Raw genomic sequence first — 12200 nt, 5'->3', positions numbered from 1 at the left:
CAGCTTACTTGTTCAACAGCGAGTGCTTGCGGGCGTAGGTGAAGTAGATCACCAGGCCGATGGCCAGCCAGATGCCGAAGGCGACCCAGGTGAACCAGCTCAGGTAAGCCATCAGCGTGACGCAGAAGATCACGGCCAGCGCAGGCACCACCGGCACGCCTGGGCAGCGGAACGCGCGCTTCAGGTCAGGACGGGTCTTGCGCAGGATGACGATGGCGATCGACACCAGGCTGAATGCCGCCAGCGTGCCGATGTTGACCAGTTCATTCAGCACGTTCAGCGGCACGAATGCAGCCATCACGCCGAACACGATGCCGACCAGCCAGGTGCAGAAGAACGGGGTATGGAAGCGTGGGTGCACTTCCGACAGTTTCTTCGGCAGCAGGCCGTCGCGCGACATGGCGTAGATGATGCGGGTCTGGCCGAAAGCCATCACCAGGATCACGGTGGTCATGCCGAGGATGGCGCCCAGGTCGACGAAACCGGCGAACCAGTTTTCACCGGCTTTTTGCAGCGCCAGCGTCACCGGGTGGTCGATGCCGAGGAATTCCTTGAACGGCACGATACCGGTCATGATGGCCGACACGATGACATACAGCACGGTGCAGACGGCCAGCGAACCGATAATGCCGATCGGCAGATCGCGCTCCGGACGCTTGACTTCTTCCGCTGCCGAGGTCACGGCGTCGAAGCCGATGAAGGCGAAGAACACCAGTGCGGCGGCGCTCAGCGTGCCACCCATCCCGTAAGGCATGAACGGCTGCCAGTTGGCCGGGGTGACGTGGCGTGCGCCAACCACGATAAACAGCAGCACCACGCCGATCTTGATGACCACCATGATGTTGTTCATGCGGGCCGATTCGCGCACGCCGATGCTCAGCATTGCGGTCAGCAGCATCATGATGCACAGCGCCGGCAGGTTGATGAAGGTGCTCACACCCGGAATCGCGCCCGGCGCGGCGGTCAGCGCCACCGGCAGCTGCCAGCCGAAGCCCGACAGCAGCGATTGGAAGTAACCCGACCAGCCGACCGACACGGCGGAGGTGGCGAGGCCGTACTCCAGCAGCAGGTCCCAGCCGATCATCCACGCGGCCAGTTCACCCAGCGTGGCGTAAGAGTAGGTATAAATGGAGCCGGCCACCGGCACGGTGGAGGCAAATTCAGCGTAGCACAGCGCCGCGAAACCGCAGGCGATGGCGGCGATAATGAAGGACAGCGTCAGCGCGGGACCCGCAGTGACAGCGCCCGTACCGGTCAGCACGAAGATGCCGGTACCGACGATGGCGCCAATACCCATCAAGACCAGGTCCATAGGACCGAGCACTTTCGCCAGTCCGCCCGGCTTCTGGGCGGATGCGATCATGTCATCCAGATTCTTAGTTCTAAAAATGCTCAAAATGGCTCCGTTTTATTGTGGTTATCGTTGATTCCCGACGGCGCCTTGTGGGCGTGAAAGTCGGGCGACCGCAAATAATACAATACGGTGGAGCCAAATATACCGATTAATCAGCGAAAAATCGGCGGTAGGGCCGCAGGTTGTTTCTTTTTAGTGTCGGAACGCCTGTCCCAGTTTGCCCATGTCGATCGGCGGCGGTACGTAGGCCTGGGCGAGCAGGATCTGGTCGGCGGCCGGCGTGGCATTTTCCACGAACCAGTCAACGACGGGTGCAGCCAGCGGCGAGGCGAGGATCGCCGCGCACAGGGCGGTTTTGAGGATGGCCATGAGTGTCTCCTGTTGTTATGACTTCATGGTAGACCGCACGGCATCCGGCGACGAATGGTTTATATCACTAGCTGGTATTCGTTTTGTCGATGGTTAGCAGAGACGATAAATACAGCAGGAAGCGGTCTTCCAGCCGCCCGAGGTCCAGCCCTGTGATGTCGCCGATGCGGCGCAGGCGGTAGTCCAGCGTGTTGCGGTGGATGTGCAGGGCGTCGGCGGTGGCGGCCGGATGGCCGTCGTGGGCGAACCACGCTTCCAGTGTGCGCTGCAGCAATTCGCGGTTCTTGCCCAGCTTTTCGATCGGCGCGCGCAGCTGGGGCGCCTGCCAGCCGGTGTGCAGGCCGGAGAGCAGTACAGGCAGCACGTGGTCGTAGTAACTGTACTGGTGACGGCGGGGATGGCGCCGACGGCCGACCCGCGCCGCCGTCCGGGCGCTGTGCCAGGAGGTCGCCACCGCTTCCACGCCTTGCAGGGCGATGCCCATCGTCAGCCGGTGCGGCTGCGGGCAGACGGTGCGCAGTACCGCCGCCAGCGCCTGCAACTGCTTCTGGTGCGCGGGCGCATCGAAGAATTCGAGGATGGCCAGCTCCTGCGGGCCGGCGGCGGCCGTCAGCAGCGACGGCATGCGCGCTTGCAGGCGAAGTTGAAGTGCATGCAGATCGGCGCCGTCGTCAGGCTCGTCGAGTTCCAGCAGGTAGACTGCGTGCATGCGGTCGAACTGCACGCCGAGGCGCTGCGCCCACGCGGCCAGGTCGGCGAGGTCCGCCTGATTGGCGTGCACGCCGTTGATCAGTTTGAGCACAAAGGCTTCGCGGTAGCGCGAATCGCGTTGCAGCTCGCCGGCCAACTGCGCCTGTTCAAGGATCATCTCGGCGGTCAGACGTACCAGTTCGCCGAACTGGCGGACCTCGTCCGGCGCGCCGCTCAGGCCTACAGCGCCGCACAATTGGCCGTGTACCGTCAGCGGCAAATTGATGCCCGGCTGGGCGCCATGCAGGTTGCGCGCGCTGGCTTCGTCGATTTCTACCGTCAGCTGCTTGGCCAAGGCTAGCAGGGCGCCTGCATGCAGTTCGCCAATGCGCGTCGGATTACCGCTGGCGATGATGCTGCCGTTGGCGTCCATGACGTTGACGTTGTAGGGAATGATGCGCATGGTGCGGGTGACGATGTCCTGCGCCAGTGCCGTGCTCAGAATGTTCATGCTGTTCATTTTAGGGCATTTGCACAATAAATGGCGGCTTTGGTTGACAGGATTAAGGCATTCGGCCAATGCATTTTTGTGATCGATTCCAGATAATCGCCATACTATTAAAAGACACTGGAGACTTGCATGAGCACTTCCGTCCTCGAGGGCGCCTATAAAAAAGCCGGCTGGCACCTGATCCCGTTTATCTTCGTCTGTTACCTGTTCAATTACCTGGACCGCGTCAACGTCGGTTTCGCCAAGCTGGAAATGCTGGACGCGCTCAAATTGAGCAATACCGTTTATGGCCTGGGCGCCGGCATCTTCTTCATCGGCTATGTCCTGAGCGGCGTGCCGAGTAACCTGATCCTGCACAAGATCGGCGCGCGGCGCTGGATCTCGGTGATGATGGTCGCGTGGGGCGGCCTGTCCGCCTGCATGCTGTTCGTGAATTCTCCAACCTCGTTCTACGTGCTGCGTTTCTTCACCGGCGTGGCGGAAGCGGGCTTCTTCCCCGGCATGGTGCTGTACTTTACGCACTGGTTCCCGACCCGGAAACGCGGCCAGGTGATGGCGCTGTTCATGTCGGCGATTCCAATTTCGGGCCTGATCGGCGGCCCGCTGTCCGGCTGGATGCTGTCGCACTTCTCGGCGGGGCAAGGCGGCATGGCCGGCTGGCAGTGGCTGTTCCTGCTGCAAGGCTTGCCGACCGTGCTGCTGGGCGTGGGCGTCTACTTCTATCTTAACGACGGCATCGCGCAAGCCAAATGGCTGAGCAGCGAAGAGAAGAGCGCCATGCAGGCCGCGCTGGCCAGCGACGAGCAGCAACGCGCCGCCGCCAGCAATGTCGGCCAGTCGTTCAGCGCCGTGCTGCGCAATGGCAGCGTATGGATGCTGGGCGCGATCTACTTCTGCATTCAAATGGGCGTGTACGCGATTAACTTCTGGCTGCCATCGATTATCAAGTCGCTCGGTTTCCAGAGCGCCGTCACGGTGGGCTGGCTGAGCGCCGTGCCTTACCTGCTGGCCGCCGTGTTCATGGTGTGGGCCGGCCGCTCGGCCGACAAGCACCGCGAGCGTCGCCTGCACGTGTCGCTGCCGATGGTGATGGGCCTCGTCGGCCTGCTGATGGCGGCTAATTTCTCGAGCAATGCGCTGATCGTCATGATCGGCTTGAGCATGGCGACGATGGGGGCACTGGCGGCGCTGGCGCAGTTCTGGTCCTTGCCGGCGGCCTTCCTCGGCAGCGCTGCGGCGGCGGGCGGACTGGCGCTGATTAATTCGCTGGGCCAGATCGCCGGATTCGTCAGCCCCTTCCTGGTCGGCTGGATCAAGGATGCAACACAGAGCACCGACATGGCGCTGTATATTTTGTCCAGCGTGCTGCTGCTTGGTGCGATACTGGTGCTGCGCATTCCCGCGCGTCTGGTCAACCGTTAAGAGCAGCCGATGAAAATAGTCATAGCGCCCGATTCCTTCAAAGAGAGCTTGACGGCGATGGTCGTCGCCAATGAAATCGAGGCGGGCTTCCGCGAGATCTTCCCCGACGCCGAATACCGCAAGCTGCCGGTGGCCGATGGCGGCGAAGGCACGGTGCAGGCGATGATCGACGCCAGCGGCGGCAAGCTGGTGGCCCTGAACGTCAGCGGCCCGCTGGGCGAAACGGTGGCCGCTTTCTACGGCTTGATGGGCGACGGCCAGACGGCGGTGATTGAAATGGCCGCCGCCAGCGGACTGGAACTGGTCGCGCCGGCGCAGCGCAATCCGCTGCTGACTACCAGCTACGGCACCGGCCAATTGATACGCCACGCTCTGGATGCCGGCGCGCGCCGTTTCGTATTGGGCATCGGCGGCAGCGCCACCAATGACGGCGGCGCCGGCATGCTGCAAGCGCTGGGCGGCCGGTTGATTGACGCCACCGGCGCCGACCTTGCTGTGGGCGGCGGCGCACTGAATATGCTGGACCGGATCGATTTGTCCGGCCTCGATGCGCGCATCAAGGATTGCACGTTTGATGTAGCCTGCGATGTCAATAATCCGCTGGTCGGCCCGCAAGGCGCATCGGCCATCTTCGGCCCGCAGAAGGGCGCGACGCCGGAGATGGTGGCGCGGCTGGACGATAACCTGCGCCACTATGCGCGCATCATCGCCAGCGACCTTGGACATGACGTGGCCGACGTACCGGGCGCCGGCGCCGGCGGCGGCATCGGCGCGGCCATGCTGGTGTTCCTCGGCGGCCGCCTGCGGCCGGGCAGCGAGATCGTGACCGACGCCGTCGGGCTGGATGCGGCGGTAGCGGATGCGGACCTGGTGCTCACCGGCGAAGGCCGCATCGACGGCCAGACCACCCAGGGCAAGACGCCGGTCGGTGTCGCGCGCGTGGCGCAACGCCACGGCAAACCGGTGATCGCCATCGGCGGTTCGCTGGGAACCGGCGCGGCGGCGGTGCATGCGCACGGCATCGATGCGGTGTTCGGTTCCGTCAGCCGCCCGTGCACGGTGGAGGAAGCGCTGGCCAATGCCGCAGCCAATGTGCGCGGCGCGGCGCGTAATATCGCCGCCACGATACGATTGGGAGCAAACCTGCGCTTGTGATAGAGTTGTTTCCCATATAAGTCACAGGGCAACTTTCATGGTGCGACGCAGGCTGCCGTCGATTCAGTTTCAGATCTATAGTCTGGTATGGGCTTGCGCATTGCCCGCCATCGTCGGCTTCGCGCTGCTGACGGCGCATTTTATCGAACGCGAACGCGACCAGATCAAGCGCGACACCCTGATCACGGCGCGTGCGCTGATGTTAGCGGTGGACCGTGATCTCAACACCGGCATTACGGTGGCGCTGGCGCTGGCCAACTCGCCCAGCCTCGATAGACGCGACTTCGCGGCCTTCCATGCGGAGGCCAGCAAGACCTTGCGGCCTGAATTCCCCGGTTTTAATTTCGTCCTCAGCGATCGCGATTCGGTGCAGCTGCTGAACACCGCGCGGCCCTATGGACCGCTGCTGCCAGATCCAGGCAGCGCGGCGCGCATCCGCAAGGTGTTCGAGACCGGCAAGCCGGTGATTTCCGACTTATTCATCGGCGGCGTATTGAAACGTCCGCTGGTGGCGATCCATGCCCCGGTACTACGCGACGGGAAGGTAATTTACTGCATCTCGACCGCGTTTGTCCCGGAACGCCTCGGGCAGGTGCTGAAGGAGCAGCGCCTCCCGCCCGACCGCGTGGTTGCCATTTTCGATGCGAAGGGTGTGATCGTGGCGCGTTCGCTGGAGGCGGAGCATACCGTCGGCAAGAAAGGCGCGCCGTCGCTGCTGGCGCAACTGCCGCTCAAGCAAGAGGCGGCGGTTGAGGCCATCACGCTGGAAGGCTTGCCGGTGTACTCGATGTACAGCAGTTCGCCGTTCAGCGGATGGACGGTGGTGATCGGCGTGCCGCGCAGCGTGGTGTGGTCCGAGATGCTGGCGTCGATCAAGTGGATCAGCCTTGTGGTGGCGCTGCTGTTGGCGGCCGGTTTCTGCGTGGCGTGGCTCTATGGCCGCAAGGTCGGGCGCTCGGTCGAACAGGCCGCCGCCGCCAAGGATGCCTTCGTGGCCAACATGAGCCACGAATTGCGCACGCCGATGAACGCGGTGCTGGGTATGGCGCATTTGCTGGGTACCACCCGGCTGTCGCCGGAACAGGGCCGCTATCTGGAGATGATACGCGCTTCCGGCCAGTCGCTGCTGGGTGTCCTGAACGACATTCTTGATTTCTCCAAGATGCAGGCCGGGAAGGTGGAGCTGCATCCAGCGCGCTTCAAGCTGGATGATGTGATGCACTCGGTGGCCAGCATCATGAGCGTGAGCGCCGGTGAAAAGGAGCTGGAACTGTGCATGGCGGTGGAGCCGGATGTGCCGCGCGTGCTGGTCGGCGACGCGCTGCGGCTGCAGCAGGTGCTGGTCAACCTGGCCGGCAACGCCATCAAATTCACCGAGTACGGCGAGGTGTCGGTGCTGGTGCAGCGCATGACCAGCGCGCCGCTGACGCTGCGCTTTTGCGTACGTGACACCGGCATCGGCATGAATCAGGAACAGCTGGCGCGTTTGTTCTCGCCGTTCACGCAGGGCGACCTGTCGTTCACGCGGCGCTTCGGCGGCACCGGCCTTGGCCTGACCATCTCCAAGAACCTGATCGAGTTGATGGGCGGGACTATTCAGGTGGAGAGTGAGCCGGGCAGGGGCACGGAATTCCGCTTCACGCTGGAACTGGCTGCGGCCGAAGAAAGTGAAGTTCCACGCCCATCGCGGCGGCTGCACCTGTTGATTGTGGACGAAAACCGCACCAGCCGCACCTTCATCGGCAAGACTATTCGTTCGTGGAACTGGACCTGCGACCGCGTGGCCTCCGCCGAGGAGGCGCTGGCGCGGCTGCGCACCGGCACGCATTACGACGTGGCGCTGGTCGATAGCCGGCAGTTCGCGCAGATCCCGGCGCAGCCGATTCCTGTCATTTGCATGGTCAAGGCCTACACGCGCGGGCGAATGATGAAGGACATGGTCGAGTCCAGCGCCGCCACCTTCCTCACCAAGCCGGTGACGGCTTCCAGCCTGTTCGACGCGGTGCAGACCGCGCTTGCGCCAAGCGCGCAGGCGATCGGCACGCCACCGCCGTCGGCCGCGCCGCAGCTGAACGGCGTGCGCATCTTGCTGGTGGAGGACAATCCAATCAACCAGAACGTGGCACGCGGCATACTGGAACAGGCGAATGCTGTGGTGGCCGTGGCGGACAACGGCCAGCTGGCGCTGGAACTGCTGCGCACCAACGACTATGACCTGGTACTGATGGATGTGCAGATGCCGGTGATGGATGGTTTCACCGCCACCCAAAAGATCCGCGAGGAACTGGGACTGACCCTGCCAGTGATTGCGATGACGGCGGGCGTGATGGAGTCCGAACGCGAGCAGTGCACGCAAGCCGGCATGGACGATTTCATCGCCAAGCCGATCGATGTGGAGCAGATGTTCGCCACATTGCTGCGTCACACGGCGATAAGCTGAATCGCGCCATTGATATCGGTTTCGATATCAACGATTTTTTTAAACTAGCTTATTCGGAATTGTTCGTTTTATTACGCGGACCGGCGGCTTATATTGGCGGCCATGAGTACCGTATCCCTTGCCACCTCCGCTCGCGATCAGCTACTGGGCAGTGAATTCCGCCGCAGTTACGGCTGGCTCACGGCCAGTGTGCACCGGCTGGTCGGCTCGCGTTGCGACGCTGAAGATCTGGCGTCATCGGCCTTCACCGAATTGGCCGGGATGGAAGACGTCAGCCAGGTGCGCCAGCCGCGCGCGCTGCTGACAACCATCGCCCGCCGCCTGACCTATGAGTTCTGGCGCCGGCGTGACCTTGAACGCGCCTATCTTGAACAGCTGGCGCTGGCGCCGGAGTTTTCAGATGCCTCGCCCGAAGACATCTGTGTCGCCATTGATGAATTGATGCGCATCGACGCGGCCTTGCAGCGTATCAGCGCCAAGGCGCGTGAAACCTTTATCCTCAGCCAGTTTGAAGAACTTGGCTACGCCGACATTGCGCAACGACTCGGCGTCTCGGTCAGCATGGTGCGCAAATACCTGGCGCAGGCACTGGCTGCCTGCTACGCGTTCGCATGAAGCTGGCCCCGGCCGAGCATCAGGCGGTGATGTGGGAAGTGCGCCTGCGCGAAGGCAACGTTGGCGCGACGGTGCTGCATGAATTCGACCAATGGCGTACTGCGGAAGCGGCGAATGAGCGCGCATGGAACGCTTTGCAACAGCGGTTGTCGCGTATCGGCGGCGCGCATGCGCGCGATGCTTCTGCGGTCAAACATGCCTTGCGCACGCCTGCGGCAGAACGTCGGCGGGCGCTGCGTGCGGCGTTTGGCTTGCTGGTGCTGGGTTGCGGCACCTGGGCGCTGCGCGAAGGCGTGCATGGGCTAGGCCTCGATGCGGATTGGCAGGGCGGCGTCGGCCAACGCGGCGAGGGCATGCTGGCCGACGGTACGCCGCTGGCCTACGATGCGAACAGCCGCATCTACTTATCCGGCAGTGCCGCCAGCCCGGTGCTGGACCTGCGACAAGGGCAGGTACTGTTGAAATCCTGGGCGCAGCGCGAAGGCGTGCTGACCGTGGCGACCGCGCATGGCTCGGTGGCGACCGGCGGCGCGGTGCTCAACGTCGGCCGCCTGCATGCACGCAGTGTGGTCGCGGTGAGCGCGGGCAGCGCCTTGCTGCGGCCGAAGGATGGGCCGGCGGTGCTGGTTTCGGCCGGCGAGAGTTTTTATTTCGGCGGCGGCAGCAGCGGCAGCGGTGGCTCGTTGGCATCCGGACTGTCCTTCAATGCTGTCAGCGCCTGGACGCGCGGCGTTTGCGTGGCGGACCGCATGCCGCTGGCTGAACTGCTGGAGATCTTCGGCCGCTATCGCAAGGGTTTGCTGCGGGCTAGCGAACGTGCTGCCGCGCTGGAGATCAGCGGTGTATTCCGGCTCGAAGATATCGAGCGCGCATTGCTGCAAGTGGCGGACATCCTGCCGGTGCGCATCCAGCGTTATGGCGGCTATCTGACGGTGTTGAGCGCGGCCTGAAAAATATTTTGATTTTGTGGTGACACTTTTCGATTCTCGCTGCACATGGGTAGTGAAGCGCCTTGATCGAGGCGCCATAACCTTGTGAGGCACGTTTTGCAGAAACCACAGCATATCCTGGCCATCCTGGCCGTCACCCAGCTGCTTGCCTTGCCGGCGGCGCTGGCGCAGGACGCAACCCGTCATCAATACCAGTTGGCCGGCGCGCCGCTGGACAAGACCCTGCTGCGCATCGCCGCCGAAAGCGGCGTGGCGCTGGCGTATGATCCCAAGTTGTTGGAATCGGCGCGTTCGGCGCCGGTCAACGGCAATTACAGCGCGACGGAGGCAATCACGCGGGCGCTGGAAGGCTCTGGCTTTGAGCTGGTGAGCGCCGGCGGCGGCCGCACCTTGACCATTCGCCGTTCCCTGACCGTGCCTGCCGCAGCCCGGCCGCCGGTGCAGGCGGTAATGACGCAAGTCGCTTTGCGTGCCCCGGCGGCGGCTGTCGCCGCTGCGGAAGCGCCAAATGCGGAAGTGCTGGCTCGCGTTACCGTGAGCGGCGCCAGGCGCCGCTCCTCCGACGAGACCGACGATGTGCAGCGTGCGCCGACATCGTCTTATCGCGTCAGCGGCGAGCAGCTGGAAGAGCAGAACCTGACCACGCTGGAAGACTTGCAGCAGCTGGTGCCGGGACTGGTCATTCAGAGCACCGATCCTTCGGATACGCAGATCACTATTCGCGGTGTTGGCGACGGTGGCGGCCAGGCCAGCGGCGATTCCAACATCGGCATGCCGAGCAGCGTGGCGATCTATGTCGATAATGTCTACCTGCCACGCGCCGGTATGCTGAGCAGCGGCTTGGGCGACATTGAATATGCCGAGGTATTGAGTGGCGCGCAGGGCACGACCTTCGGCGCCAACGCCACCGGCGGCGTGTTGAATATCCACACCCGCGCGCCGAGCTTTACGCCGGAAGCTTCGGCTTCGGTGTCGTATGGCCAGAACGGCTACACGCGCGGCCGCGCCATGCTGTCCGGCGCTTTGTCCGGCAACTGGGCCGGGCGCTTGAATCTGGTGTACACCAATAACGACGGCCCGGTGACCAATGTCCGTAACGGCAATACGCTGGGTGGTGTGACCAGTAGTGGCGCGCGCGGCCAGTTGCTGTACAAGCGCGGCGACAATTTCAGCCTGCGCCTGAGCGCGGATATCAATGTCACCAACAGCGAGCCGACGGCAGTGCTGTTGTCGACCAATGTGTTCAGCGGCGTCGATAGCTTCCTCAAGCATTCTGCCGCCGTGGGCAATCACGTGGTGTTCGGGCCGAATGTGGACCTGGATGACGAGAACAGCGTGCACGTGAAGCAGGGTGGCGCATCGGCGGAGGCCACCTGGCGTTTCGATAGCGGCTACCAGCTGCGTTCCGTGACCTCGTATCGTTTCTTCCGTTCCGATCCAAATGTGGCGGACGGCTTGAGCGTGGGCGTGTACAACAACACCGGCACGCGCGTGATCGATCGCAGCTGGTCGCAGGACCTGCGTCTGGATTCGCCGGCCGGCGAGAATTTCGACTATGCGCTTGGCCTGACGTATCTCGGCCAGCATCAGGATACGCTGGCACACACGCGCTACACCAATAACAAGCTGGCGGGGATTTATCTGGATTCCACCAGCTATAACGGCCTTGATGTGATCCGGGTCGGCCAGGTGCATGATTACATGGCGTCGCCGTACGCGCAGGGCACCTGGCATTTTGCCCCGGCGTGGGATCTGGTGGCGGGGGTGCGTGCCAACTATCAGGAGAAGGGCGGTTCGTTTGTACGCTACAACCGGGCGTCTTTCAATTCGGGCTATCTGCAGGAATACCATGTGCTGCCTTCGGGGACGCTGGTGCTCAAGCATGATCTGTCGCCGGCGTGGAAGAGCTATCTGGCTGCGTCGTATGGCGAGAAGTCGGGCGGCCTGAATATTTCGGCTGGTGCAGCCAAGGCGGCCGGCTATGACACGCTGTTGATCAAGCCGGAGAAGACCCGCAGCACGGAGCTGGGCGTCAAGGGCTCGCTGTGGGATGGCAAGCTTGCCGTGAGTGCCGACGTGTTCCAGACGGAGGTCAGCGATTTCCAGACGCAGGGCTATAACCCGGACGACCAGCAGACCTACTTGATGAATGCTGGCAGCTTCCGTTCGCGCGGTGCTGAGGCCAGTATTGCGGCGACGTTGGCCAAGGGCTGGCAGTTCAATCTGGCGGGCATCCTCAATGACGCCAAATATTCGGAATACGAGAATGCGCGTTGCCCGGCCGAGGTGACGTTGTCGCCGAAACCACCGGCGTCGTGCAATCTGACTGGTGAGCGTGTGTTCAATGCGCCGCGCACCACGTGGAATGCCAGCACACGCTATTCGTGGCGCAGCGAGAACGGACTTGAGAACTTTGTCAGCGCGCGTTACTCGTATCGCGGCTGGATGTATGGCACGGTCGATAATTCCCGTTTGACACGGGTGGAAGGTTATGGCCTGGCGTCTTTTGCGGCGGGGACCAAGCGCAGCGTCGGGCATGGCGAATGGAGTGCTTCGGTTTGGGTGAACAATGCGTTCGACAAGCAGTACTACCGTCGCGTCGCCAATGGCGATTATGGTTCGGTGTGGGCGTGGCTGGGCGAAGCGCGCACGGTCGGCGCGACGCTGGCGTACAAGTATTAAGGAGTTGGCGGT

9 protein-coding genes are annotated in these 12200 nt (G+C 63.1%); 6 read left to right on the top strand and 3 right to left on the bottom strand.

The genetic code is table 11. The features are described 5' to 3' along the window. Nucleotides 1-4 precede the first annotated feature (4 nt). From BMZ70_RS06125 to BMZ70_RS06120, 3 genes are all read right to left on the bottom strand, one after another. On the bottom strand, nt 5-1396 hold the full coding sequence (locus tag BMZ70_RS06125) for a branched-chain amino acid transporter BcaP (RefSeq protein WP_092271280.1): 1392 nt from the start codon (nt 1394-1396) through the stop codon (nt 5-7). Between the two features lie 150 nt (nt 1397-1546). Then, nucleotides 1547-1723, bottom strand: coding sequence for a hypothetical protein (locus BMZ70_RS28280; RefSeq protein ID WP_165403516.1), 177 nt, complete (start codon nt 1721-1723; stop codon nt 1547-1549). Nucleotides 1724-1790: 67 nt separating this feature from the next. Then, a complete protein-coding gene (locus BMZ70_RS06120; RefSeq protein ID WP_092277606.1) occupies nt 1791-2924 on the bottom strand; it encodes a sugar diacid recognition domain-containing protein in 1134 nt (377 codons plus the stop codon). Nucleotides 2925-3053: 129 nt separating this feature from the next. On the opposite strand from BMZ70_RS06120, the gene BMZ70_RS06115 reads away from it, so the two are divergent. From BMZ70_RS06115 to BMZ70_RS06090, 6 genes are all read left to right on the top strand, one after another. Beyond that, nucleotides 3054-4346, top strand: coding sequence for an MFS transporter (locus tag BMZ70_RS06115; RefSeq protein ID WP_092271278.1), 1293 nt, complete (start codon nt 3054-3056; stop codon nt 4344-4346). A 9-nt stretch (nt 4347-4355) separates the two neighbouring features. Next, on the top strand, nt 4356-5501 hold the full coding sequence (locus tag BMZ70_RS06110) for a glycerate kinase (protein ID WP_092271276.1): 1146 nt from the start codon (nt 4356-4358) through the stop codon (nt 5499-5501). Between the two features lie 37 nt (nt 5502-5538). Then, the gene (locus BMZ70_RS06105; protein ID WP_092271274.1) at nt 5539-7941 is read left to right on the top strand and encodes a hybrid sensor histidine kinase/response regulator; all 2403 of its coding nucleotides are present in this window, start codon (nt 5539-5541) and stop codon (nt 7939-7941) included. Nucleotides 7942-8043: 102 nt separating this feature from the next. After that, entirely contained in the window at nt 8044-8556 is a 513-nt protein-coding gene (locus BMZ70_RS06100; protein ID WP_092277604.1) for a sigma-70 family RNA polymerase sigma factor, read from the top strand. Beyond that, nucleotides 8553-9506, top strand: a complete 954-nt coding sequence (locus BMZ70_RS06095; protein WP_092271273.1) for a DUF4880 domain-containing protein — start codon at nt 8553-8555, stop codon at nt 9504-9506. Before BMZ70_RS06100 ends, BMZ70_RS06095 begins: the two co-directional genes overlap by 4 nt. Before the next feature lie 96 nt (nt 9507-9602). Continuing rightward, nucleotides 9603-12188 (top strand): TonB-dependent receptor, encoded by a 2586-nt coding sequence (locus tag BMZ70_RS06090; RefSeq protein WP_092271271.1) that lies wholly within the window; start codon nt 9603-9605, stop codon nt 12186-12188. The last annotated feature ends 12 nt before the right edge of the window (nt 12189-12200 follow it).

Source organism: Duganella sp. CF402 (genome assembly GCF_900109645.1).
Classification (GTDB): domain Bacteria; phylum Pseudomonadota; class Gammaproteobacteria; order Burkholderiales; family Burkholderiaceae_D; genus Rugamonas.
This window is presented reverse-complemented; position numbering and strand designations above follow the sequence as displayed.

Excerpts from the sequence above, each read along its gene's own strand:
- BMZ70_RS06100 (WP_092277604.1), top strand. The coding sequence starts at position 8,044 with ATGAGTACCGTATCCCTTGCCACCTCCGCTCGCGATCAGCTACTGGGC.
- BMZ70_RS28280 (WP_165403516.1), bottom strand. The coding sequence starts at position 1,723 with ATGGCCATCCTCAAAACCGCCCTGTGCGCGGCGATCCTCGCCTCGCCG.
- BMZ70_RS06110 (WP_092271276.1), top strand. The coding sequence starts at position 4,356 with ATGAAAATAGTCATAGCGCCCGATTCCTTCAAAGAGAGCTTGACGGCG.
- BMZ70_RS06095 (WP_092271273.1), top strand. The coding sequence starts at position 8,553 with ATGAAGCTGGCCCCGGCCGAGCATCAGGCGGTGATGTGGGAAGTGCGC.
- BMZ70_RS06105 (WP_092271274.1), top strand. The coding sequence starts at position 5,539 with ATGGTGCGACGCAGGCTGCCGTCGATTCAGTTTCAGATCTATAGTCTG.
- BMZ70_RS06115 (WP_092271278.1), top strand. The coding sequence starts at position 3,054 with ATGAGCACTTCCGTCCTCGAGGGCGCCTATAAAAAAGCCGGCTGGCAC.
- BMZ70_RS06120 (WP_092277606.1), bottom strand. The coding sequence starts at position 2,924 with ATGAACATTCTGAGCACGGCACTGGCGCAGGACATCGTCACCCGCACC.